At 67.4% G+C, this 23,602-nt stretch carries 24 protein-coding genes; 16 read left to right on the top strand and 8 right to left on the bottom strand.

Annotation, left to right across the window (positions count from 1 at the left end; translation table 11 throughout):
• Positions 1 to 23: 23 nt before the first annotated feature.
• Both rho and trxA read right to left on the bottom strand, forming a co-directional pair.
• Positions 24 to 1,769, bottom strand: coding sequence for a transcription termination factor Rho (gene rho / locus K5L94_RS20085; protein WP_053450968.1), 1,746 nt, complete (start codon positions 1,767 to 1,769; stop codon positions 24 to 26).
• A gap of 228 nt (positions 1,770 to 1,997) precedes the next feature.
• Complete coding sequence (gene trxA / locus K5L94_RS20080; protein ID WP_005411275.1) at positions 1,998 to 2,327, bottom strand: thioredoxin; 330 nt, start codon at positions 2,325 to 2,327, stop codon at positions 1,998 to 2,000.
• A gap of 511 nt (positions 2,328 to 2,838) precedes the next feature.
• Here trxA and rhlB point away from each other — a divergent pair.
• The 8 genes from rhlB (at position 2,839) to K5L94_RS20040 (ending at position 9,916) form a co-directional block, all read left to right on the top strand.
• Complete coding sequence (rhlB, locus tag K5L94_RS20075) at positions 2,839 to 4,560, top strand: ATP-dependent RNA helicase RhlB (RefSeq protein WP_274511235.1); 1,722 nt, start codon at positions 2,839 to 2,841, stop codon at positions 4,558 to 4,560.
• Positions 4,561 to 4,692: 132 nt separating this feature from the next.
• A complete protein-coding gene (gene ftsE / locus K5L94_RS20070; protein WP_006473446.1) occupies positions 4,693 to 5,379 on the top strand; it encodes a cell division ATP-binding protein FtsE in 687 nt (228 codons plus the stop codon).
• A gap of 3 nt (positions 5,380 to 5,382) precedes the next feature.
• Positions 5,383 to 6,330 carry a permease-like cell division protein FtsX gene (ftsX, locus tag K5L94_RS20065; protein WP_053450966.1) on the top strand — a complete coding sequence of 316 codons (948 nt, stop codon included), beginning with the start codon at positions 5,383 to 5,385 and terminating at the stop codon, positions 6,328 to 6,330.
• A gap of 7 nt (positions 6,331 to 6,337) precedes the next feature.
• Positions 6,338 to 7,180 carry a response regulator gene (locus tag K5L94_RS20060; protein ID WP_053450965.1) on the top strand — a complete coding sequence of 281 codons (843 nt, stop codon included), beginning with the start codon at positions 6,338 to 6,340 and terminating at the stop codon, positions 7,178 to 7,180.
• The gene (gene ung, locus K5L94_RS20055; protein WP_164086854.1) at positions 7,177 to 7,890 is read left to right on the top strand and encodes a uracil-DNA glycosylase; all 714 of its coding nucleotides are present in this window, start codon (positions 7,177 to 7,179) and stop codon (positions 7,888 to 7,890) included. Before K5L94_RS20060 ends, ung begins: the two co-directional genes overlap by 4 nt.
• A 278-nt stretch (positions 7,891 to 8,168) precedes the next feature.
• Positions 8,169 to 9,044, top strand: a complete 876-nt coding sequence (gene rpoH / locus K5L94_RS20050) for an RNA polymerase sigma factor RpoH (RefSeq protein WP_274511234.1) — start codon at positions 8,169 to 8,171, stop codon at positions 9,042 to 9,044.
• Between the two features lie 166 nt (positions 9,045 to 9,210).
• Positions 9,211 to 9,600 carry a type II toxin-antitoxin system RelE/ParE family toxin gene (locus K5L94_RS20045; protein ID WP_274511233.1) on the top strand — a complete coding sequence of 130 codons (390 nt, stop codon included), beginning with the start codon at positions 9,211 to 9,213 and terminating at the stop codon, positions 9,598 to 9,600.
• Positions 9,584 to 9,916 (top strand): helix-turn-helix domain-containing protein, encoded by a 333-nt coding sequence (locus tag K5L94_RS20040; protein ID WP_006473426.1) that lies wholly within the window; start codon positions 9,584 to 9,586, stop codon positions 9,914 to 9,916. The genes K5L94_RS20045 and K5L94_RS20040 overlap by 17 nt, the downstream gene beginning before the upstream one ends.
• A gap of 85 nt (positions 9,917 to 10,001) precedes the next feature.
• Here the strand turns inward: K5L94_RS20040 and purD are convergent, their stop codons facing one another.
• From purD to purH, 3 genes are read right to left on the bottom strand one after another with little or no spacing between them, the layout of a single operon-like run.
• Entirely contained in the window at positions 10,002 to 11,285 is a 1,284-nt protein-coding gene (gene purD / locus K5L94_RS20035) for a phosphoribosylamine--glycine ligase (protein ID WP_271261621.1), read from the bottom strand.
• Between the two features lie 58 nt (positions 11,286 to 11,343).
• Positions 11,344 to 12,222: a hypothetical protein gene (locus K5L94_RS20030; protein WP_274511232.1), complete on the bottom strand. Its 879-nt coding sequence runs from the start codon at positions 12,220 to 12,222 to the stop codon at positions 11,344 to 11,346.
• Positions 12,223 to 12,238: 16 nt separating this feature from the next.
• Positions 12,239 to 13,822, bottom strand: coding sequence for a bifunctional phosphoribosylaminoimidazolecarboxamide formyltransferase/IMP cyclohydrolase (gene purH, locus K5L94_RS20025; RefSeq protein WP_274511231.1), 1,584 nt, complete (start codon positions 13,820 to 13,822; stop codon positions 12,239 to 12,241).
• Between the two features lie 209 nt (positions 13,823 to 14,031).
• Between purH and K5L94_RS20020 the strand changes: the two genes are divergently transcribed.
• Genes K5L94_RS20020 through K5L94_RS19995 form a run of 6 tightly spaced genes read left to right on the top strand, consistent with a single transcriptional unit; the run spans position 14,032 to position 19,847 of the window.
• Positions 14,032 to 14,649, top strand: coding sequence for a CDP-alcohol phosphatidyltransferase family protein (locus tag K5L94_RS20020; RefSeq protein WP_053450961.1), 618 nt, complete (start codon positions 14,032 to 14,034; stop codon positions 14,647 to 14,649).
• A gap of 34 nt (positions 14,650 to 14,683) precedes the next feature.
• Entirely contained in the window at positions 14,684 to 16,435 is a 1,752-nt protein-coding gene (locus K5L94_RS20015) for a bifunctional alpha/beta hydrolase/class I SAM-dependent methyltransferase (RefSeq protein WP_274511230.1), read from the top strand.
• Positions 16,435 to 17,778, top strand: a complete 1,344-nt coding sequence (locus tag K5L94_RS20010; RefSeq protein ID WP_274511229.1) for a phosphatase PAP2/dual specificity phosphatase family protein — start codon at positions 16,435 to 16,437, stop codon at positions 17,776 to 17,778. Before K5L94_RS20015 ends, K5L94_RS20010 begins: the two co-directional genes overlap by 1 nt.
• Positions 17,775 to 18,212 carry a hypothetical protein gene (locus tag K5L94_RS20005; RefSeq protein WP_274511228.1) on the top strand — a complete coding sequence of 146 codons (438 nt, stop codon included), beginning with the start codon at positions 17,775 to 17,777 and terminating at the stop codon, positions 18,210 to 18,212. The genes K5L94_RS20010 and K5L94_RS20005 overlap by 4 nt, the downstream gene beginning before the upstream one ends.
• 13 nt (positions 18,213 to 18,225) lie before the next feature.
• On the top strand, positions 18,226 to 18,855 hold the full coding sequence (locus tag K5L94_RS20000) for a lysophospholipid acyltransferase family protein (RefSeq protein ID WP_164086849.1): 630 nt from the start codon (positions 18,226 to 18,228) through the stop codon (positions 18,853 to 18,855).
• Positions 18,852 to 19,847, top strand: coding sequence for a phosphatidate cytidylyltransferase (locus K5L94_RS19995; protein WP_274511227.1), 996 nt, complete (start codon positions 18,852 to 18,854; stop codon positions 19,845 to 19,847). The genes K5L94_RS20000 and K5L94_RS19995 overlap by 4 nt, the downstream gene beginning before the upstream one ends.
• Before the next feature lie 136 nt (positions 19,848 to 19,983).
• Here the strand turns inward: K5L94_RS19995 and fis are convergent, their stop codons facing one another.
• From fis to prmA, 3 genes are all read right to left on the bottom strand, one after another.
• Positions 19,984 to 20,259, bottom strand: a complete 276-nt coding sequence (gene fis / locus K5L94_RS19990) for a DNA-binding transcriptional regulator Fis (protein WP_005419706.1) — start codon at positions 20,257 to 20,259, stop codon at positions 19,984 to 19,986.
• Positions 20,260 to 20,374: 115 nt separating this feature from the next.
• On the bottom strand, positions 20,375 to 21,148 hold the full coding sequence (locus tag K5L94_RS19985) for a DUF3426 domain-containing protein (protein ID WP_164086847.1): 774 nt from the start codon (positions 21,146 to 21,148) through the stop codon (positions 20,375 to 20,377).
• Between the two features lie 42 nt (positions 21,149 to 21,190).
• Positions 21,191 to 22,111 carry a 50S ribosomal protein L11 methyltransferase gene (prmA, locus tag K5L94_RS19980; protein ID WP_164086871.1) on the bottom strand — a complete coding sequence of 307 codons (921 nt, stop codon included), beginning with the start codon at positions 22,109 to 22,111 and terminating at the stop codon, positions 21,191 to 21,193.
• A 151-nt stretch (positions 22,112 to 22,262) separates the two neighbouring features.
• On the opposite strand from prmA, the gene K5L94_RS19975 reads away from it, so the two are divergent.
• Positions 22,263 to 23,225 (top strand): hypothetical protein, encoded by a 963-nt coding sequence (locus K5L94_RS19975; RefSeq protein ID WP_274511226.1) that lies wholly within the window; start codon positions 22,263 to 22,265, stop codon positions 23,223 to 23,225.
• Positions 23,222 to 23,596: a hypothetical protein gene (locus K5L94_RS19970; protein ID WP_053450952.1), complete on the top strand. Its 375-nt coding sequence runs from the start codon at positions 23,222 to 23,224 to the stop codon at positions 23,594 to 23,596. The genes K5L94_RS19975 and K5L94_RS19970 overlap by 4 nt, the downstream gene beginning before the upstream one ends.
• Positions 23,597 to 23,602: the final 6 nt, after the last annotated feature.

Below are 23,602 nucleotides of genomic sequence, written 5' to 3'. Positions count from 1 at the left end.
CCCCGCAATGCGGGGCTTTTCTCTTATCGCTTCATCGAACCGAAGAACTCGTCGTTGGACTTGGTGTTCTTCATCTTGTCCAGCAGGAATTCCATCGCGGCCATTTCATCCATCGGATGCAGCAGCTTGCGCAGGATCCAGATCTTCTGCAGCAGTTCCGGTTCGATCAGCAGGTCTTCGCGGCGGGTGCCCGAACGGTTGATGTCGATGGCCGGGAACACGCGCTTCTCAGCGATACGACGGCTCAGGTGCACTTCGCTGTTGCCGGTGCCCTTGAACTCTTCGTAGATCACCTCGTCCATCTTCGAGCCGGTGTCGACCAGCGCGGTGGCGATGATGGTCAGGCTGCCGCCTTCTTCCACGTTGCGTGCGGCGCCGAAGAAGCGCTTCGGGCGGTGCAGGGCGTTGGCGTCCACACCACCGGTCAGCACCTTGCCCGAGCTCGGCACCACGTTGTTGTAGGCGCGGGCCAGGCGGGTGATCGAGTCGAGCAGGATCACCACGTCCTTCTTGTGCTCGACCAGGCGCTTGGCACGCTCGATGACCATTTCGGCCACCTGCACGTGGCGCGCGGCCGGCTCGTCGAAGGTCGAACTGATGACTTCGCCGCGCACGGTGCGCTGCATTTCGGTCACTTCTTCCGGGCGCTCGTCGATCAGCAGCACGATCAGGTGCACGTCCGGATGGTTGGTGGTGATCGCCGTGGCGACCTGCTGCATCATCATCGTCTTGCCCGCCTTCGGCTGGGACACGATGAGCGAGCGCTGGCCCTTGCCCTGCGGTGCCATCAGGTCGAGGATGCGGCCGGTAATGTCTTCCGACGAACCGTTGCCACGCTCCAGGGTGAAGCGGCGACGCGGGAACAGGGCGGTCAGGTTCTCGAACAGCACCTTGTTCTTCGATGCTTCGATCGGCTCACCGTTGATGGTGTCGACGATGTTCAGCGCGAAGTAGCGTTCGCCATCCTTCGGGAAGCGGATGCGGCCGGAGATGTGGTCGCCGGTACGCAGGTTGAAGCGGCGGATCTGGCTGGGCGAGATGTAGGTGTCGTCCGGGCCGGCCAGGTAGCTGGCTTCGGCCGCGCGCAGGAAGCCGAAGCCGTCAGGCAGGATTTCCAGCACGCCGTCGGCGGCGACGCCGTCACCGTGGCGGGTCAGCACCTTCAGCAGTGCAAAGATGACGTCCTGCTTGCGGGCGCGGGCGACGCCTTCGGAGATCTGCAGCTGCTCGGCGATTTCCAGCAGCTTCTGCGCCGGCATGCGCTTGAGGTCGCTCAGCGAGTAGACCGGGAAGCCCTCGGGCACGTTGGCATGCGGGCGCGGCACGAAGGGCTGCTGCTCGCCGCCGTCGTTGGGCATGCCATCGTCGCGGAAGCGGTTGTTGCGGTCACGGTCGCGGCGGTTGCGGAAGCGGTCGCGGCGGTTGCCCTGACCCTGTCCCTGTCCCTGCTGGCCGTTCTGGTTGTACGGGTTCTGGCCCTGGTTCTGGCCACCCCCCTGGTGATTCTGCTGGCGCGGCTGGCCGGATTCGCGGCCCTCACCACCTTCGCCGCCGCCACTGCTGGCAGGGGCCTCGGCGGCGGGCGCGCTCGGCGAAGGGGCTGCCGGCGCCGGTGCTTCCGGCGCGGCGGCCAGCGGCAGGGTCGGCTGCGCCGGCGCGGCGCTGGTTTCGGCGGCGGCCGGAGCGGCAGCCTTGGCTACGCGGGGCTTGCGCACGCGCTTTTCGGCGGGCGCATCGGCGCTGCCGGTTTCGGAAGTGTTATCGGACAAGAGCGTTATTCCTCGCTTGAAGGTGCGAGCGCCCGGCTGGGGCGGCGAACGTTGGGAATGGGTCTGGAAGACACTGCGTCCAGAAGGTGCGGCACGCGAACGCGGCCGGATGTGCCGACACTATCATCGGCCAGCGGCGCCGTGCAAGGGTCGCCGGGAACAGCATTCATCATGGGCGCGTGGCGCCCGCCGGCAGCCGCGGGCGGCGGCTGCCGGGGAACCACAGGATCAGGCCAGGGCCTTGTCCAGCAGGCCGGCCAGCTGGGCCTTGCCGACCGCACCGATCTGCTCGCCGACCTTTTCGCCGTCCTTGAACACGACCAGGTACGGAATCGAACGCACGTGGTACTTGGCGGCCAGCGCACGATTGTGGTCGACGTTGACCTTGGCGATCTTGGCGCGGCCCTGGTAGGCATCGGCCAGTTCGTCCAGCGCCGGGGCGATCATCTTGCACGGGCCACACCACTCGGCCCAGAAATCGACCAGCACCGGTTCCTTGGAATTCAGCACTGCGCTATCAAAGTCGGCGTCGCCGACATGTACAACCTTGTCGCTCATCTTGGTTTCTCGTCTTGGATTGCACCCGGCCATGCCGGAGGTGGGTGAACTGGGCCATGCCCGGTGGCGCGACCCTCGTCGTTGCCTCGCGGCGCACTGCCGCGGTGCGTTCGGCGGAATGCCTGGACGCTCACGGCCGGCAGTGTACCCCTATCGCAGGGCAGGGACAGGCGCCGGCTGGAACCCAGCGTATCGTGATCGGTTCGATGCCTGGTATGTGTCGGATTTCACTGTCTTCCTGTACATGGGGCTGGCAGTGGGCGACACCAGCGACCCTGGCCAGGCCGTTCAAGTCCGGTGTGGCTGGGTGAAGGTCGGCCGTCTCTCAGTCTATTGAGACTGCCCATTCCGGTTTGCCCGCCCGAGTGCGTTAAACTGGGGCATTGTGCGGCGCGCGGACCGGGTGGTCCCAGCCTGCCAACCCGCCGCAGGGGCCGCAGTTTGCGACGGTGCCCCTAGACGCTGAAGTGCCAGCCGCCCCACGGGCCGGCGGCCATACCAAGACGGACACATGAGCGACAAACCGCTGACCGATTTGACCTTCTCCTCCTTCGAGCTGCATCCGGCCCTGCAGGCTGGTCTTGAAGGAGCCGGATTCACCCGCTGCACGCCGATCCAGGCGCTGACCCTGCCCGTCGCGCTTCCCGGTGGTGATGTCGCCGGCCAGGCGCAGACCGGCACCGGCAAGACCCTGGCCTTCCTGGTCGCTGTCGTGAACCGCCTGCTGACCCGCCCGGCCCTGGCCGACCGTAAGCCGGAAGATCCGCGCGCGCTGATCCTCGCCCCGACCCGTGAACTGGCCATCCAGATCCACAAGGATGCGGTGAAGTTCGGTTCCGACCTGGGCCTGCGCTTCGCGCTGGTCTACGGCGGCGTGGATTACGACAAGCAGCGCGAACTGCTGCAGCAGGGCGTGGACGTGATCATCGCCACCCCGGGCCGCCTGATCGACTACGTCAAGCAGCACAAGGTGGTTTCGCTGCACGCCTGCGAGATCTGCGTGCTGGACGAAGCCGACCGCATGTTCGACCTGGGCTTCATCAAGGACATCCGCTTCCTGCTGCGCCGCATGCCCGAGCGCACCATCCGGCAGACCCTGCTGTTCAGCGCCACCCTCAGCCACCGCGTGCTGGAGCTGGCCTACGAGCACATGAACGAGCCGCAGAAGCTGGTGGTCGAAGCCGAGACCATCACCGCCGCGCGCGTGCGCCAGCGCATCTACTTCCCGGCCGACGACGAAAAGATCCCGCTGCTGCTGGGCCTGCTGTCGCGCAGCGAAGGCGCGCGCACCATGGTGTTCGTCAATACCAAGGTGTTCGTCGAGCGCGTCGCCCGTTCGCTGGAAAAGGCCGGCTATCGCGTCGGCGTGCTGTCTGGCGACGTGCCGCAGAAGAAGCGTGAGAGCCTGCTCAACCGCTTCCAGAAGGGCCAGCTGGAAATCCTGGTGGCCACCGATGTGGCCGCCCGCGGCCTGCATATCGACGGCATCAAGTACGTCTACAACTACGACCTGCCGTTCGATGCCGAAGACTACGTGCACCGCATCGGCCGTACCGCGCGCCTGGGCGAAGAGGGTGATGCGATCAGCTTCGCCTGTGAGCGCTACGCCATGGGCCTGCCGGACATCGAGGCGTACATCGAGCAGAAGATTCCGTCCGAGCCGGTGACCAAGGAACTGTTGACCCCGCTGCCGCGCCCGGAACGCCCGGCCCCGGCCGCTGGCGAGGAAGGCGAGGAGAACGAGAGCGTCGGCCAGATCTTCCGTGAAGCGCGCGAAGCCCGCGCCGCCGAGGAAGAGCGTCGTGGTGGTGGCCGCAGTGGCGGCCGCTCCGGCGGTGGTCGTGGCGAGCGTCGCGACGGTGAGCGCAGCGGCGAGCGCCGTTCGCGTGGCCCGCGCAAGCCGCGCGTGGAAGGCGGGCAGGCGTCCGCCGCGCCGGCTGAAGGTGCCGAGGCCGCCGTGGCACAGGCCCCGCGTCCGCCGCGCCCGCCGCGTGCCGAAGGCGCACCGGAAGGGGCGGTGGAGGGCGAGCGCAAGCCGCGCAAGCGCCGTCGTCGTCGCCACGGCCGTCCGGTCGAAGGCGCCGAGGGCGTGCAGAACACCGCCGGCAACGGCGCCAGCCCGGTCACCCCGGTGCAGGTGGTGGCCAAGCCGGTGCGAACCGCCGCCGATACCGGCGATTCGTTCCTGACCCGCATCGGCCGCAAGATCCGCCGGATGCTGTCGGGCAGCTGATCGGCGCTGCCGACCAGCGGGTAGCACCCGACCGTTGGTCGGGTGGCCTTAAAGGTAGTGCCGGCCAGCGGCCGGCACGACCGATCATGAGGCCATCTCCACGTCGTCGCGCCGCTCCTGCATAATCGGGGCATGAGTGTCCTGCGCTTCGACAATGTCAGCAAACAGTACGCCGGTGGCCACGAGGCGCTGATCGATGTCAGCTTCGAGGTCGCGCCGGGCGAGATGCTGTTCGTCACCGGCCATTCCGGTGCGGGCAAGAGCACCCTGCTCAAGTTGATCCACCTCGACGAGCGGCCCAGCCGTGGCGCGGTGGTGTTCGACGAGCGCAACCTGCTGAAGGTGCGTGGCGGCGATGTGCCGCGCCACCGACGCGCGGTGGGGGCGGTCTACCAGGACCATCGCCTGCTGATGGACCGCTCGATCGCCGAGAACGTGGCGCTGCCGCTGATCCTGCGCGGTACCCGCCGCGGCGACATCAGCAAGCGCGTGCGCTCGGTGCTCGAACGGATGGGCCTGGGCCATCGCGAGAAGGCGCTGCCCTCGCAGCTGTCGGCCGGCGAGCAGCAGCGCGTCGGCATCGCCCGCGCCATCGTCGGCGAGCCCAAACTGCTGGTGGCTGATGAGCCGACCGGCAACCTCGACCCGACCCTGGCGGCGGAGATCATGGCCCTGTTCGCCGAGCTGCCCTCGCGCGGCACCAGCGTGCTGGTGGTCAGCCATGACCTGCCGCTGCTGCGTCGCATGCGCAAGCGTGTGCTGATCCTCGACCACGGCCGGCTGGCGGACGACATCTCGCCGCAGGACCTGGCGGAGTAACGCATGGCGAAGAACGAAAACAGCGAAGCCGCCGCCCCCTCGCGGGTGGGCGTCTGGTTCCAGCACCACGTGCACAGCGTGGTGTTCAGCCTGGGCCGCGCCTGCCGCAAGCCGTGGGCGACGCTGCTGACGGTGATGGTCATGGCGCTGGCGCTGGCCCTGCCACTGGGCCTGTCGATCGCGCTGGACAACCTCAAGCAGTTCGCCGGCAGCGTGCAGCAGTCGCGCGATATCAATGTGTTCCTGAAGGGCAATGTCGATGGCCCCGGCGCGCTGCGCCTGGCCGGCCAGCTGCGCGACCGCGACGACGTCGCCGAAGTGAACGTGCGCACGCCCGAACAGGGCCTGCAGGAACTGCGCGATGCTGGCCTGGGCGAGGCGATCGACGCGCTCAACGACAACCCGCTGCCCTCGCTGCTGGTGATCACCCCGGGCCAGGGCAAGGACGATGCGCGCCTGGCACGTGCGCTGGAAAGCCTGCCCGAGGCCGACCTGGTGCAGCACGATGCGCTGTGGCGCCAGCGCCTGGATGCCTGGCTGGCGTTCGGGGCACGGCTGGTACAGGTGCTGTCGGTGCTGCTCGGCGCCGGCGCCGCGCTGGTGGTCGGCAACACCGTGCGCCTGGATATCCAGGCCCGCCGCGAAGAGATCGGCGTGCTGCAGTTGCTTGGTGCCAGCGACGGCTTCATCCGCCGTCCGTTCCTGTACCTGGGCGCCTGGTACGGCCTCGGTGCCGGTGCGGTGGCGCTGGCCCTGATCGCCGCCGCCGGCGCCGCACTGCGCATGCCGCTGGCCGAACTCTCGCGCAGCTACGGCAGCCCGTTCGTGCTGCATGGCCTGGACCTGCTGCATGGGGGCCTGGTCCTGCTCGGCACGCTGCTGCTGGGCTGGCTGGGGGCCTGGCTGGTCACCGGCCACTTCCTCCGCCAGACCCGTCCGACCGACACCTGAGACCGGCATGCAACCGCAAGCGCTGAAGCACCTTGATGGGCCCGCGACGCGGGTGATGGTGGTCGATGGCTCGAAGCTGGTGCGCAAGCTGATTGCCGACGTCCTGACCCGTGAGCTGCCGGGCGTGGAGGTGATCGGCTGCGACAGCATTGAGGATGCACAGCAGGCGCTGGCGCAGGGCCCGGTGGACCTGGTGACCACGTCGCTGACCCTGCGCGACGGGGATGGCCTGGCGCTGGCGCGGATGGTCCGCGACGCCGTGGGCCAGGCCTATGTGCCGGTGATCGTGGTGTCCGGTGATGCCCAGCAGCACCTGGAGCAGCGCCGCTTCACCGAATACGTCACCGACTATTTCGACAAATCGCTCGGCCACGAGGCGCTGGCGACCTTCATCCGCGGCTACGTGCAGCCGCAGACCATTCCTGGCGCGACCATCCTCTACATCGAGGACAGCCGCGTGGTGGCCGAGGCCACCAAGCGCATGCTCGAACGCCAGCAGTTGAACGTGCTGCACGTGGTCAGCGCGGAAGAGGCGTTCACCCTGCTCACCGCCGAGTCGCTGGGCCGCAGCCGCCACCGCATCGACCTGGTGCTGACCGACGTCACCCTGAAGGGTGAACTGAGCGGCCGCGACGTGGTGCAGCGTGTGCGCGTGGACTTCGGCTACGGCAAGCGCCGCCTGCCGGTGCTGGTGATGACCGGCGACGGCAATCCCCACAACCAGACCGGGCTGCTGCAGTCCGGCGCCAACGACCTGGTGCTCAAGCCGATCGAAGAACGGCTGCTGGTTACCAAGGTGCTGTTCCAGCTGCGGCTGGCCCGATTGAACGATGGACCCCTGATTCGATGATGGATGAAGTAGCCGACACCCCGACGATCCAGCTGGAACCGAGCTGGAAGCAGCACGTCGGTGATTACCTGCTGCAACCGCAGATGCGCGAGCTGTCCAGCTTCCTGCGCCAGCGCAAGGCGAGTGGTGCCGCGGTATTCCCGCCCGGCCCGCAGATCTTCGCTGCGTTCGACGCCACGCCGTTCGAGCAGGTGAAGGTGGTCATCCTCGGCCAGGACCCGTATCACGGCCGTGGCCAGGCCCATGGCCTGAGTTTCTCGGTGCCGACGGGCGTGCCGGTGCCGCCGTCGCTGCTGAACATCTACAAGGAGATCGAGAGCGATCTCGGTATCCCGCGTCCGGACCACGGCTGCCTGATCCCGTGGGCGCAGCGCGGCGTGTTGCTGCTCAATGCGGTGCTGACCGTGGAAGAGGGCAAGGCCGGCGCGCACCAGGGGCGGGGCTGGGAGGGCTTCACCGACCACGTGGTGGACGTGCTCAACCGCGAACGCGAAGGCCTGGTGTTCATGCTCTGGGGCGCCTATGCGCAGCAGAAGGGCAAGGTCATCGACACCCGCCGCCATCGCGTGCTGAAGTCGCCGCATCCGTCGCCGTTGTCGGCCCACCGCGGCTTCCTCGGCTGCCGGCATTTTTCGATGGCCAACGAGTACCTGCAGCGCCGCGGCCAGGCCCCGATTGACTGGTCGCTTCCGCCTCGTTCGGCGCTTTGAGCGCCCGCGGGCGGCTGGGCCTGAACATCGGGCAACGTCCCCGGCCCTGAATGGGCCTTCGAGGCAGCCCGTTCAGCTCCGCTTGACCGGAATCGGCCGGTTTCTGGTGTGTAATTGCTTGAATTCCAAGGGATTGTGAATCCCGAAAAGCGTGCTCGCCACTGTCATCAAATCGCGCTACGGTAGGGCTCTGTTTGGGACCAGTGTTGCATCAATAGGATGCTGGAACTTTTTCCTCCTTTAGCAGTCCAAATCCCGGACTGCTAAGATGGGTGCCTATGAGCCAGAACACCTCTACTGCCCTTGTGGCAAACAATCTCCCGATTCCCAGTGCGCTCGGTTCGCTGGACGCCTACATCGGTGCCGTGCACCAGATCCCGGTGCTGTCGGTCGATGACGAACAGGACCTGGCCCGTCGCTTCCGCGACGGCAACGATCTGGACGCCGCCCGCGAGCTGGTGCATTCGCACCTGCGCTTCGTGGTGCACGTGGCCCGCGGTTACAACGGTTACGGCCTTGCGCTGGGCGACCTGATCCAGGAAGGCAACATCGGCCTGATGAAGGCGGTCAAGCGCTTCGACCCGGACATGGGCGTGCGCCTGGTGTCCTTCGCCGTGCACTGGATCCGTGCCGAGATGCACGAGTTCATCCTGAAGAACTGGCGCATCGTGAAGGTCGCCACCACCAAGGCGCAGCGCAAGCTGTTCTTCAACCTGCGCAAGTCGAAGACGCGCCTGGGCTGGATGAACGCGGCCGAAGTCAGCGCGGTGGCCAAGGACCTGAACGTGTCCGAGCGTGAGGTCATGGAAATGGAATCGCGCCTGTCCGGTCGCGATATCGGTTTCGATGCGCCGACCGAGGAGGACAACGAACACGCGCCGCCGTCGCCGGCCGCGTTCCTGGTTGCCAACGACGAAGACCCGTCGATGGCCTACGAGCGTGCCGACAGCGAAGACAACCAGATGCAGCTGCTGCGCGAAGGCCTGGCCGAGCTGGATGCCCGTTCGCGCGACATCATCCGCCGCCGCTGGCTGGATGCCGACAGCAAGGTGACGCTGCAGGAGCTGGCCGACGAGTACGGCGTGTCGGCCGAGCGCATCCGCCAGGTCGAGGCGAACGCGCTGAAGAAGATGAAGGCGCTGTTCACCGCGTAAGGCGGGGTGGCGTTGGAATGGAGAAAGGCCCGGCAATGCCGGGCCTTTCACGTTTGTGGGGGGCATCCACGCCATGCGTGGATGCCCTGACGCCAGGACGGTGATTGCGCCGACCGGGTCCTGCGCTGGATCCTGATGTTCACGCCGTACCACTGGGTGGCACGGTATGATCATGCCACGCGTTTTCCGCACCCGAAGTTTCAACCGCAGCATGCGCAGGACCGTGCTGTCTGACGCTGCCTTGTGCCAGTCGGTAAGGGAAATGGAAGCGGGTCTGGTGGATGCAGATCTTGGCGGAGGCCTCTTCAAGAAGCGCGTCGCGTTGCCGGGACGAGGAAAGCGCGGAAGCGCTCGAACCATCGTCGCAACACAGCGAGGCGGGCATTGGTTCTTTCTTTTCGGATATGAAAAGAGCGAACGCGCCGCGATCACGAATGCGGAACGAGATGCACTGCAGTTGTATGCATCGGAGTTCCTGAAAATGAGTCCGGCACAGTTGAAGCGTGCCGTGGAGTACGGGGATCTACAGGAGATCTGCCATGGCAAAGGCCCCTGAGCGAAGGCGCGCAAAAAGTTTGCTGCTTGAGGCGGTGCACGATGCGGCCGTGAGTCTGCATGCGCACGGCTTCATCGACAAACGTCGGTTGAGCAGCTACGAGGCGCTGTGCCTTGAGCCTGTTCCCGAATACAGCAGTGCCCAGATCCGCGCGCTGCGTACATCGTTGCAGCTCAGCCAGCCAGTGTTTGCCGGGGTGCTGAACACCAGCGTCTCCACGGTGCGCAGTTGGGAGCAAGGCGAGAAGAAGCCCAGCGGGCCCTCACTGAAACTGCTGAACCTGATTGATCGGAAGGGACTCGAAGCAGTCCTGTAAAGCAAGGGCCCGGCATTGCCGGGCCCGTTCGTTTCGGCGCTATTCAATCCACGCCATGCGTGGATGTCCCGATGCCGTGACTGCCTCAGCCCTCGCGTGCGATCGCGCGCCAGCCGATGTCGTTGCGGTGGAACTCATTGGCCCAGGTCACCTTGGCCACGCCCGCATACGCATTCGCCTGTGCGTCGCGCACGCTGTGGCCCAGCGCCGCCACGCACAGCACGCGACCGCCGGCACTGAGCACCTGGCCCTGCGCGTCCAGCGTGGTGCCGGCATGGAACACCTTGGCACTGGCCGGCACGTCACCGAGGCCGGAAATGACGTCACCGGTAACCGGCGATTCCGGGTACGGCCTGGCGGCCATCACAACGCCCAGCGACGGCCGTGCATCCCACTGTGCTTCGATCTGGTCCAGGCGGCCGTCGATGGCCGCTTCCACCAGCTCCACCAGGTCCGACTGCAGGCGCAGCATCACCGGCTGGGTTTCCGGGTCGCCAAAGCGCACGTTGAATTCGATCACCTTCGGCGCGCCGCTGGCGTCGATCATCAGGCCGGCATAGAGGAAGCCGGTGAACGGGATGCCGTCGGCGATCATGCCCTGCACGGTCGGGTTCACCACCTCGCGCATCACCCGTGCGTGTACCTCCGGCGTGACCACCGGGGCCGGCGAGTACGCGCCCATGCCGCCGGTGTTCGGGCCGGTGTCGCCGTCGCCGACGCGCTTGTGGTCCTGCGAGGTGGCCATCGGCAGCGCATGCACGCCGTCCACCATCGAAATGAAGCTGGCTTCCTCGCCGTCGAGGAATTCCTCGATGACCACGCGTGCACCGGCATCACCGAACGCGTTGCCCGAGAGCATGTCACGCACCGCGTCCTCGGCTTCGGCCAGCGTCATTGCCACGATCACGCCCTTGCCGGCGGCCAGGCCATCGGCCTTGACCACGATCGGTGCGCCCTTCTCGCGGATGTAGGCCAGCGCGGCATCCACCTCGGTGTGCACGGCATAGAACGCGGTGGGAATGTTGTGGCGGGCCAGGAAGTCCTTGGCGTAGGCCTTGCTGCCTTCCAGCTGCGCGGCGGCGGCGGTCGGCCCGAAGATGCGCAGGCCGGCGGCGCGGAAGCGGTCAACCACGCCGGCTACCAGCGGCACTTCCGGGCCGACCACGGTCAGCGCCACGCCTTCGGCCTGGGCCAGCGCGAGCAGGCCATCAATGTCGGTGACCTTCACCGCCACGTTGCGGCACTTGTCTTCGTTGGCGGTGCCGGCGTTGCCGGGCGCCACGATCACTTCGGTGACACGGGAGGACTGGGCCAGCTTCCATGCCAGGGCGTGTTCGCGGCCGCCAGAGCCGATGACAAGTACGTTCATCACGAGATTCCAGATTGCGTGGGAAGGGAAGATCGGTATCCCCGGCGGCGCGCGTGGCTCACTCGCAGCCTTCGCGTCGCAGCGCTTCGGGGAAGGAATAGGTCCAGGTCTTGCTGTCCAGGGTGAAGCGGTGCTGCTGGCGGACTGGTTTGCCGCCACAGGTGGTGCCGGTCTCCTCGATCAGCAGCGGCCAGGTGCGCGCGCTGCGGTCACTGTCGTCGAAACGCAGTGCGAAATCGATGCTGAAGCGGCGGCTGCGGCAGTCTTCCGACGTTTCAGGATCGGCATTGGCGTCGACGTCGTCGCACTCGTACTGGGCGTCATTGTCGATATGGCTGCGCACGCTGCCACTGGCGACCAGGCCGTTCGGGCCGGGCAGGATCAGCGATTGCGAGAGAAGCGAGAAGCCCTGGCCGAACCAGCCGTCCTCGACACGGAAGCCATAGAAGTCGCTACCGGCGCGGATGATGCTGGCGGTGCCGGGTTGGCCGCCGCTGCCGAAACGCTCGCCGGTCAGTTCGCTGCTCACTTCGAAGCCCTCGCCCTGAGGGCGCAGCACGAAGAACTCGATGGTGCCCGGGTCAATGTGTGCGCCATCGACCAGCGCACCGCACACGGCCAGCAGCTGTTGCCAGCTGTCACCGCTCACTACCGGTTGTTCCGCGCAGACCTGCCAGTCCATCGCATGGGTGTCGCCATCGTCGGTCCAGCTGCCGCGCCATTCACCGGAGAGCTTGGCGTTGCTGCCGTAACGCTGGACCAGGAAAGCCTGCAGTCGTGCGGTGCGGCTGACATGCTGTGCCGGTGAGGCGGGGGCGACCGAAGGCGCATCCACCTTCGGCGCCACGCTGGGCTCGCCCGCAGGCTTGCAGCCCGCCAGTACGGCCGCACCCGCGAGGGCGAGGGCGGCCAGCGATTTCATCGAAACTGCGGACATCCGTGTCGCTCCAGTATCAATGACGGAAGTGGCGCACGCCGGTGAACACCATGGCCAGGCCATGTTCGTCGGCGGCGGCGATGACCTCGGCGTCGCGCATCGAACCGCCCGGCTGGATCACCGCCTTGATGCCAGCGGCAGCGGCGGCGTCGATGCCGTCGCGGAACGGGAAGAACGCGTCGGAGGCCATCACCGAGCCCTCGACCACCAGGTTCGCATCGGCGGCCTTGATGCCGGCGATGCGCGCCGAGTACACACGGCTCATCTGGCCGGCACCCACGCCGATCGTGCGGTTGTCCCTGGCGTAGACGATCGCGTTGGACTTCACGAACTTGGCCACCTTCCAGGCGAACAGCAGGTCGGTGAACTGCTTGTCGGTCGGCGCCAGTTTGCTGACCACCTTCAGTCCATCTCGGGTCATGCCGCGGTTGTCCGAGGACTGCAGCAGCAGGCCCGAGCCGACGCGCTTGCTGTCGAAGTTGTTCAGGCCATCGCCGTGCGGGATGCGCAGCACGCGCACGTTGGCCTTCTTCTGCGCGTATTCCAGCGCGGCCGGCTCGTAGTCCGGGGCAATCAGCACTTCGACGAACTGGCGGTCCAGGATCACCTTGGCGGTGGCGGCGTCCAGTGGTTTGTTGAAGGCGATGATGCCGCCGAAGGCGCTGGTCGGGTCGGTGGCGTAGGCCAGCTCGTAGGCATCGCCGTTGCCGGCACCGACGGCCACGCCGCACGGGTTGGCGTGCTTGACGATGACGCAGGCCGGCGCGTCGAACTGGCGCACGCATTCCCACGCTGCATCGGCATCGGCCAGGTTGTTGTAGCTCAGTTCCTTGCCCTGCAGCTGCTGGAACGTGGCCAGCGTGCCCGGCACCGGGTACAGGTCGCGGTAGAACGCGCCGCTCTGGTGCGGGTTTTCGCCGTAGCGCAGGTCCATCACCTTCACGAAGGTGGAGTTCATCTGCGCCGGGTACTCGGCACGCGCCGGTACCGCGGCGTCGGTGGCGGTGACCGCCGACAGGTAGTTGCTGATTGCCGCGTCGTACTGGGCGACGCGGTTGAACGCGGCCACCGAGAACGCGAAGCGGGTGGCGGCGCTCAGCTGGCCGTCGTTGGCGTCCAGCGAGGCCAGCAGTTCGGCGTACTGCGACGGATCGGTGGCCACCGCCACGCGGGCGAAGTTCTTGGCTGCCGAACGCAGCATCGCCGGGCCGCCGATGTCGATGTTCTCGACCGCGTCGGCCAGGGTGCAGTCGGCCTTGGCGGTGACCGACTCGAACGGGTACAGGTTCAGCACCAGCAGGTCGATGGCGCCGATGCCGTGCTCGGCCATCACCGCATCATCCAGGCCGGATCGGCCGAGCAGGCCGCCGTGCACCATCGGGTGCAGGGTCTTGACCCGGCCGTCCATCATCTCCGGGAAGCCAGTAACGTCGGCCACGTCCTTCACGGCCAAGCCCATGTCGCGAATGGCCTTGGCGGTGCCGCCGGTGGACAGCAGCTCCACGCCGCGTGCAGCCAGCGCAGTGGCCAACTCGGCCAGGCCGGTCTTGTCGGAAACGGAGAGGAGGGCCCGACGGACGGGCAACAGATCAGCAGTCATGGGACAGAATCGGCAGCGGAGCGGGGCCGATATTGTAGGCGGTGGGGGCCGGTGGCGGGCGCTGGCGGGCAAAATCGGCTGGCGCCGACGGCCCTGCGGCCGCCTTCAGCACACCCTGGGCCGGGGCGGCCTGCAAGCAATTGGATGGGGCGCACTGCCGCAATCGGGTAGGCTGTGCCCGAACTGCCAAGGATCAGCGGCTTCGGATCATGTCGATCTATGCATTGAAGGGACGTTTCCAGGACCTGTTGCGTCCAGCCGTACGCGGCCTGTACCGCATGGGGGTCACCGCCAACGCGGTGACCGTGGCCGCTGCCGTGGTCTCGCTGCTGGTGGCCGCTGCGGTGTGGTGCTGCGCCCCGGCCCAGCCGCTGCTGTACCTGCTGCTGCCGTTGTGGATGCTGCTGCGCATGGCACTCAACGCGGTGGACGGCATGCTGGCCCGCGAGTTCGGCCAGCAGTCGCGGCTGGGTGCCTATCTGAACGAACTGTGCGATGTGGTCGCCGACGCCGCGCTGTACCTGAGCCTGCTCAGCGTGCCGGGCGTGCGCCCGGAAGCGCTGTGGCTGCTGGCCTGGACGGCGGCGCTGAGCGAGTACGCCGGCGTGCTGGGGCTGATGGTTGGTGCCAGCCGCCGCTACGACGGCCCGATGGGCAAGAGCGACCGCGCGTTCGTGATCGGTGCGCTGGGCCTGCTGCTGGCGTTTGAGTGGGTTGGCGCGATGGCGGTCACTGGCGTGGCTGCGGCCATGGCGGCGCTGTGCATGCTGACCATGATCAACCGCGTCCGTCGCGGACTGCGGGAAGCGGCGGTTTCGCCTAATTAATCAAGCAGATACAAAAAGACAATCAGGAGATTGCATGCGTCAGGCGCAGGAACGGGAATTCCACAGCTTCGACCAGGTAGCGCTGTTCTACCGGTACTGGGCGGGCACCACCGCAACGCCGGCCAGCAAGGCCATCGTGCTGCTGCATCGTGGCCACGAGCATTCCGGCCGGGTCACCCACCTGGTCGATGAGCTGGACCTGCCCGATACCGCCTTCTTCGCCTGGGACGCGCGCGGTAACGGCCGCTCCCCGGGCGCGCGTGGCGATGCACCCGGCTTCCCGGCACTGGTACGCGACCTGGACAGCTTCATCGCCCACATCGGTGCCGAGCACGGCATCGCGGTGGAAGACATCGTGGTGATCGCGCAGAGCGTGGGCGCCGTGGTCGCCGCCACCTGGGTGCATGACTATGCGCCGCGCCTGCGTGCGCTGGTGATGGCCTCGCCGGCGTTCAAGGTGAAGCTGTACGTGCCGTTCGCACGCCCGGGCCTGGCGTTGATGCAGAAGCTGCGCGGCAACTTCTTCGTCAACAGCTATGTCAAGCCGCAGTGGCTGACCCACGACCCGGCGCGGGTGCAGAGCTACCGCACCGATCCGCTGATCACCCGGCCGATCTCGGTGCGCGTGCTGCTGGGCCTGTACGAGGCCGCCGACCGCGTCGTGGCCGACGCACAGGCGATCAGCGTGCCGGTGCAGCTGCTGGTGTCCGGTTCGGATTTCGTCGTGCATCGCGGCCCGCAGGACCGCTTCTACGAACGCCTGTCCAGCCCGATCAAGGAGCGCGTGCACCTGCCGGGCTTCTTCCACGACACGCTGGGCGAGCGCGACCGCGCGCCTGCGCTGGCGCGCATCCGCAGCTTCATCCAGGCGCGTTTCGCCGAACCGCTGCGCGAGCTGTCGCGACGCGATGCGCACCGCCATGGGCCGACCTTCGAGGAATCGGAAGTCCTGGCGTGGCCGCCAGAGCGCAACAGCGTGGCCGACCTGCGTTGGCGCGTGGTGCGCGGTGGCCTGCGCTTCGGTGGCACGCTGTCCGAAGGCATCGCGCTGGGGCTGCAGACCGGTTTCGATTCGGGCAGCACGCTGGACTACATCTACCGCGACGAAGCCCGTGGCAAGGGCCCGCTGGGACGCATGGTCGATCGCAACTATCTGGATGCGATCGGCTGGCGCGGCATCCGCGTGCGTGGCCAGCACCTGCAGGAACTGCTGCGCGATGCTGCCCAGCGCCTGCGCGGGCAGGGCACGCCGGTGCGCGTGCTGGACGTGGCTGCCGGCCATGGCCGCTACGTGCTGGAAGCGCTGGGCCAGGGCGAACAGCGCGCCGATCGCATCGTGCTGCGTGATTTCAGCGACCTGAATGTCACCCAGGGCCAGGCGCTGATCGAGCGGCTCGGGGCGGCCGACATCGCCCGCTTCGAGCAGGGCGATGCGTTCGATCCGGCGCAGCTGGCCAGGGTGGACCCGGCGCCGACGTTGGCGGTGGTCTCGGGCCTGTACGAACTGTTCCCCGACAACGATGCGGTACTGCGCTCGCTGCAGGGCATCGCCGCGACGGTGCCGGTCGGCGGCTACCTGGCCTACACCGGCCAGCCCTGGCACCCGCAGCTGGAGTTCATCGCCCGCGCGCTGACCAGCCACCGCGGCGGCGCGGCGTGGGTGATGCGGCGTCGTACCCAGCAGGAGATGGACGAGCTGGTGCGACTGGCCGGGTTCGAGAAGGTGGCGCAGCGCATTGATGACTTCGGCATCTTCACCGTGTCGCTGGCACGCCGGACCGCGTGATGGCGACGCTCGCCGCCGCCCCGCGGGCCGCAGAGGGGCGCCCCTGGCGGCGCGCCCTGTTGTGGCTGGCCCTGTTGGGCCCGTTCTTCTTCGCCAGCTACGGCTTCGCCAACTGGATGGCCAGCCGCCATGCTGCGCTGCCGGTGATGGCGTTCGCCTGGGAGACACGCATCCCGTTCGTGCCGTGGACGATCGTGCCGTACTGGTCGATCGATCTGTTCTATGCGATCTCGTTCTTCCTGTGCCGGCAACGGCTGGAACTGGACCGGCACGCGCTGCGGCTGTTCAGCGCGCAGGTCATCGCGGTGGCGTGTTTCCTGCTGTGGCCGTTGCGTTTCAGCTTCGAACGGCCGGAGATCGGCGGTGTGTTCGGCTGGCTGTTCGATGTGCTGCTGGGCTTCGACAAGCCGTTCAACCAGGCGCCGTCGCTGCACATCGTGCTGCTGATCGTGCTGTGGGTGAAGTTCGCGCAGTACCTGCACGGCGCCTGGCGCTGGGTGCTGCATGGGTGGGCGCTGCTGATCGGCGTTTCGGTACTGACCACGTTCCAGCACCATTTCATCGACATCCCGACCGGCCTGCTGGCGGGATGGCTATGCGTCTGGCTGTGGCCGGAGCAGGGCACGCCACCGCTGCGCGCCTGGCGCACCGCACGCGACCCCAGGCGCTGGCGCATGGCGCTGTTCTATCTGCTGGGGGCGACGGCCCTGCTGGTACCAGTGGTGGTGGTGCGCGATGCAGCGCTGTGGCTGCTGTGGCTGCTGTGGCCGGTGGTGTCGCTGCTGCTGGTGGCACTGGCCTACGCCGGGCTGGGCACGGCGGTGTTCCAGAAGCGCGCCGATGGACGCCTGACGATGGCGGCACGCTGGCTGCTGGCGCCGTATCTGGGTGCGGCCTGGATCAACTCACGAGTGTGGACACGCCGTGCGCCACAGCCGGTGCCGGTGATGGACGGCGTGTGGTTGGGGCGCATTCCCAGCACCGCGTTGCTGCCGCCGCTGCGGGGCGTGGTGGACGTCTGTGCCGAATTGTCCTGCCGTGCGCCGGGCGCGGCGTATGCCCGCGTGCCGATGCTGGACCTGGTGGTACCCACGCCGGCGCAGTTGCGCGAGGCGGCCGAGGCGATCGAGCGGCTGCGTGCGCAGGGGCCGCTGCTCGTGTGCTGTGCGCTGGGCTATTCGCGTAGTGCCGCCAGCGTCGCGACCTGGCTGCTGTGCAGTGGTCGTGCCACCGATGCCGACGCTGCGGTGGCGATCGTGCGCAGCGCACGGCCGTCGATCGTCCTGCATGACAGTCATCTACAGGCCATCGCGGCCGCCGCCGCACCGGAGAGCCCTGCATGAGCAACGCTGTCGATCTGCCGATGATGCACCTGCTGCTGCGCCAGGGCCGCCTGCCAGCCGTGCTGTCACTGGGCCTGCTGCTGGTGGCGCTGCTGTTGCTGGGTAGTGAGCCGGGGCTGGCGATGATTGCCGCCGGCCTGCTGTTGCTGAGCGTGGCGATGGGCGTGGTGCAGGCGTACTACGCGGTGCGCGTGCAGCTTGATGCCAGCCTGCTGAAGCTGCTGCTGCGCGAACACCTGCAGGGGGATGCGGCCGCCGCACGGGTGGATGCCGCCCTCCACGCCGCTGGCCTGCGTCGCCGTGATGCGCAGGCGCCGATGCGTGGCTGGGACGCGCGCTGGATCGGCATGCGGCGCCTGCTGGTGCGCCAGTACGTGGCCACCCTGCTGCAGTTTTCGGTACTGCTGCTGGCGGTGCTGTGGCCGCAGACGTGAACGGGAGGAACCGATGTTCGCCAGACTGATTGCCCGCGCCTGCAGTGGCGCGATCCATGTGGTGACCGGCGCACGCGCGCTGTGGATCGGCTGTGCACCATCCAGCGAGCACCGCGTCTATTACGGCAACCATGCCAGCCACGGTGACTTCGTGCTGATCTGGTCGTCGATGCCACCGGCGCTGCGCCGCCAGGTGCGCCCGGTGGCGGCGGCCGAGTACTGGCAGGGCGATGCCCTGCGCCGCTACCTGATCGATGCGGTGTTCAACGGCGTGCTGGTCGAGCGCGAGGCCGGGCATCGCCAGCAGGATCCGTTGCAGGTGCTGCGCGAAGCGGTTGATGAAGGGTGTTCGTTGATCCTGTTCCCGGAGGGCACGCGCAATGTCGGCGACGAACCGCTGCTGCCGTTCAAGAGCGGCATTTACCACCTGGCGCGGCAGCGCCCGGAACTGGAGTTCGTACCGGTGTGGATCGACAACCTGAAACGGGTGATGCCCAAGGGCCGGTTCCTGCCGTTGCCGCTGCTGTGCACGGCCACCTTCGGTACGCCGCTGCGGCTGCAGGCCGATGAGGACAAGACCGCTTTCCTGGCGCGCAGCCGGCAGGCGCTGCTGGACCTGGCACCCAATGGAGGCCGTTCATGAGTTTCGTGCTGGATGTCTCCGGCGATCTGGCAACGCAGAGCGTAGGCCAGCAGACCGGCCTGCTGTTTGCCGGTGTCGGCGCGGTGCTGGTGCTGGCCACACTGGTGGCCGAGACCCTGCGCTGGCGCCGGCGCGGGCAGCCCAGCGCGGTGATCGCCAACCTGGTCTCGCGCATCCGCGCGTGGTGGGTGATGGCGATCGTGGTCGGGCTGGCGTTGTTCTTCGGCCGTGCCGGGGTGATCGTGCTGTTCACGATCATCTCGCTGTTCGCGCTGCGCGAGTTCATCACCCTGGCGCCGACCCGCTCGGGCGACTACTACGCGCTGCTGGCAGCGTTCTACATCGTGCTGCCCTGGCAGTACTACCTGGTGTGGATCGACTGGTACGGCATGTACACGCTGCTGATTCCGGTCTACGCGTTCCTGTTCCTGCCGATCCTGTCGACCATCGGCGGTGATACCACCCACTATCTGGAGCGCACGGCGAAGGTGCAGTGGGGGTTGATGATCTGCGTGTTCTGCATCTCGCACGTCCCGCTGCTGCTGAACCTGCACGTGCCGGGGCATGACCCGTCGCGCAACGTGCTGTTGTTTGCCTTCCTGGTGATCGTGGTGCAGTCCTCGGACGTGCTGCAGTACATCTGGGGCAAGCTGCTGGGCAGGCACCTGATCGCACCGAAGCTGTCGCCGTCGAAGACGGTGGAGGGCTTCGTGGGGGGCGTGCTGAGTGCCAGCGCGCTGGGCGCGGCGCTGTGGTGGATCACGCCATTCACGCCACTGCAGGCCTTCGGCCTGTCGCTGCTGATCAACCTGATGGGGTTCTGGGGCGGCCTGGTGATGTCGGCGATCAAGCGCGACCGCGGCATCAAGGACTGGGGCCACATGATCGAGGGCCACGGGGGCATGCTCGACCGGCTGGATTCGGTGTGCTTCGCCGCACCGGTGTTCTTCCATGTGGTGCGCTACTACTGGAAGGCGGGCGGCGGCGGTTGATTCCGGGAGGGCGCCATCCACGCATGGCGTGGCGAGCCGCTCTTGTAGAGTCGAGCCATGCTCGACTGCTTTTCACGGGTTGCCTGGCGCAGAAGCAGTCGAGCATGGCTCGACTCTACAAAGGCGGTATCGGCGCTTACGCGCTGATGCCGTATTCCTTCAGCTTCTTGCGCAGGGTGGCACGGTGGATGCCCAGCATCGCTGCGGCGCGGCTCTGGTTGCCTTCGCAGTGGTTGAGCACTTCCACGAACAACGGGATCTCCATCTCGCGCAGCACGATCTCGTAGACATCGTCCGCGTCGCAGCCATCGAGATCACGCAGGTAGCGGCGCACGGACTGGGCGACGTGTTCACGCAGCGGTGGCCGGGGAGCGCCACGACTGTTGTCAGGACGAGAAAGGACAGCGTTCAAGGGGGTTCCCGATTCGGTTGGCCCGTGCGCGCGGAGCGCGCGGCCGGACGAGGTGGTGGCGGTCAGTCTAGCGCGAGCGTGCTCGACCTGCCACGGCTGGGCGTCTTCAGCCTGGTCAGAGGAAGTCGAAGGTGAATGCGACAGTGGATGCGGCGGGCTCCTGTACACGGAACGCAATGCGTGCGCTCTGGCCCGGTTCCAGCTGCGCGGTGCCGGGAGGCTCGCCCAGGTACTGCGCAGGGGGGAACACACCGCTACCGATCACCCGGCCATCGGCATCGGACAGCGACAGGCGGAGGTCCGGCCAGGCCTGCGCCCAGCGCGCATCGTTGCGGATACTGGCCTGTACCTGCAGCACGCCGGCCTGCCCGGGCAGTGGGCGGATCTCGCGGCTGGTCATGGTGAACGCGGCCGGTTCATGCCAGGGCGGCAGGCTGCAATGGAGAACGCCGCACAGGGGGGCCAGCCATGCACGGTTGCCGGCGTCGGCGGCCAGGCGCGCGCGGTCGGCCAGCACGCTCTGCAGTACCAGCAGCAGTGCCAGACCTGCCACCAGCAGCCAGTGCCAGCGCGGTGCCGGCAGCGTGCGCGCTCGCGCGCTGCCGAGGAAACTGGGAGCATCACTGGCAGCAGCCACCGCTGCCGGCACCGCGACCGGCGCCGGTTCGAGGGGCGCGACGTCCTCCACGATGAAAGTGTCATCATCGTGTCGTCTTTCTGCCGCCGGCGGTTGCATTGGCTCGATGGGATCGGCCGCAGGTTCCACCGTGGGCGCTGCGGGTGCGGCGTCGTCCTGCATGCGCGCATCGGTCGCGGGCGCGGCTTCACCCGCCGGCGCAGTGCGCAGGAAGGTAGCCAGGGGGCGGCGCGGCGGGTTCGGCTCGGACATGCTCAGGGCGCGGGCTCGGATCCAGCAGTCATTCAACCACGATCAGGCGCGGCGCACGCCGGTGATGCGCATCCAGTCGCCGTCCTGCGTGGCCTGCAGTTCGTCGAACCACGCCGCGTAGCGTTGCAGCAGCTCACCTTCCTGGCCATGCAGGATGCCGGACAGGGCGATGCGGCCGCCCGTCGCGACGCGCGCGGCCAGCAGTTCGGCCAGCGCATCCAGTGCCGAGGCGAGGATGTTGGCGACTACGATCGGATAGGTCGCAACCGGCTCGTCCTGCGGCAGGTACACCTGCATGCGCGCCTGCTCGCCGTTGCGCTCGGCATTGTCGGCGGTGGCAACCAGTGCCTGCGGATCGTTGTCCACGCCGATGGCCTCAGCGGCGCCCAGCTTCAGCGCGGCCAGGGCGAGGATGCCCGAGCCGCAACCGAAGTCGAGTACGCGCTGGCCTTGCAGCTGGCCATCCACGGCCAGCTGGTCCAGCCAGCGCAGGCACAGCGCGGTGGTCGGGTGGGTGCCCGAGCCGAACGCCAGGCCCGGGTCCAGCCGCACCACGGCGGCGTCGGCGGCCTGTGCGGCGTCCGGCAGCTCATGGTTCCACGGCACGATCCAGGTACGGCTGCCGAAATCCATCGGCTGGAACTGGTCCAGCCAGGCGCGTTCCCAGTCCTGATCCTCGACCGCGCGGAAGCTGCCACTGCTCCAGTCCAGCTCCGGATCGAAGGCCTCCAGCGCAGCCAGCAGCAACAGCGCGTTGCTGTCGGCGGGGAACAGCGCGCTTAGTACCAGCGTGTCCCACAGCGGGGTCTCGCCCACGCCCGGCTCAAGGATGGCCTGCTCGTTGCTGGTATCGGCCTCGGCATCGAGCAGGGTGACAGCCAGTGCGCCCACATCTTCAAGCGCGTTTTCATAGCGGGGCTGTGTGGCTTCGGTGCAACGCAGGGTCAGTTCCAGGAACGGCATGGCGGTGGGGGCAATCGCGGGAAAGGGGGCCATGCTAGACCATCAGGGCGTCTCCGTATGCCTTGAGATGAACGAAGCCGGTTCAGACAGGGCTGCCGGGCCTTGCTAAACTGTGTGCTTTCCTGTGCGTCCTGACGCCTGACTGCCGCCGATGGCCTTCGCTCCGACCCTGAAAACCTGGTTGCTCGTGCTGCCGGCGGTGGCCGTGCTGGGCGTGGTCGGGTATCGGGCCAGCGGCCACGTGTCGGCGGTGCCGGTACCGTCGGAGCTGACGTCGGCGCTGTCGGCGGACACCACGAGCACGCCGATGCCGGTGGTGCCCGAAGCACTGGCACGCCGCCTGTCGGCTGTCGAGCGAGGCAACGCGCTGCCGTCGGGGCTGCCGCTGGATCTGCGCGCCGACTTCGAGGAGGCCACCGATCTGTACGCCTACGCGCAGCGTCTGCGCGTGCAGGCCGATGACGGCAATCATGAAGCGCGTTGGATGCTGAGCCGGGTCTATGACTACTGCGCGCAGTACGCGCTTGATCCGGGTGGCTATCGCCTGGACAACAACGTGCTGGCCGGACTGGGGCTGACCGCTGCGCCGGCGATGGTGCAGGCACGCGAACGTGTCGCGCAGCGCTGCGGTGGTTTCGTGCCGGGCGACAAGCTGGGCGCCGCGCGGGTGCTGGCCGAGCGGCGCAAGGCGGCCGCACAGGGCAACCTGGCGGCAGAGGCATCGTTGTTCGCCGAAGGGGAGCCGCTGCATGACAGCCCCGAATACCGCCGTGATCTGGTCGAGCGGGTGCGTGCGTCGCGCGACCCGGAAGCCTTCATGGCCATTGCGCCGGGAATGGGCGCACGGGCAGCGGGCGATCGTGCGCTGACCGGGCAGGTGGCCGGTGAGCCGCTCAGCGAACTTGCATGGCGGGTTGCGGCCTGTGAACTCGGTCTACCTTGTGGTGCGGACAGCGTACTGGTGAACGGTTTTTGTGCGAACGGAGGGATCTGTTCGCAGGATGGAGCACAGGATTTCCGGGATTTCGTGTATGACGCTGCGGTTTCGCGGCAAGGTTCGGGGAAGATGAAGCAGTGGATCAAGCGATTGGTTGGCAAGAGAGGCGGGCAATGAACTACCGTCGATTCCTGCATGGGGCCAAATTCTGGTTCTGGGTGGCGTTGTTCGTGGCTTACTCGGCGGGTGCGGTCGGTCTGTTGATGATCGATACCTACGAGGATCGCTACCGGCATCTGTCAAAAGTGGAACTGACCACGGTGAAGGCGCAGGAAGATGTCCGCCGCGCCGGTGCCAGCCAGGTTGCGGCGGTCTATCGCGCGCAGAGCGGCATGCCGTTCGCCTCACTGCCGGCCGGCAGCACCTTCCAGGTGGTCTGGCCCGATGGTTCCACCGAAACCATGGTGATCGTCGACCCGAGTTCACCCAATGGCGTTCGCCCACTGGCGAATTCGCAGATTCCGGCCGAAGTGGCGGACAAGCGCTGAACCTGT

The organism is Stenotrophomonas forensis (genome assembly GCF_028752115.1).
Taxonomy (GTDB): Bacteria; Pseudomonadota; Gammaproteobacteria; order Xanthomonadales; family Xanthomonadaceae; genus Stenotrophomonas; species Stenotrophomonas forensis.
The sequence above is the reverse complement of the archived record's forward strand: the minus strand, read 5'-3'. Positions and strand labels throughout refer to the sequence as shown.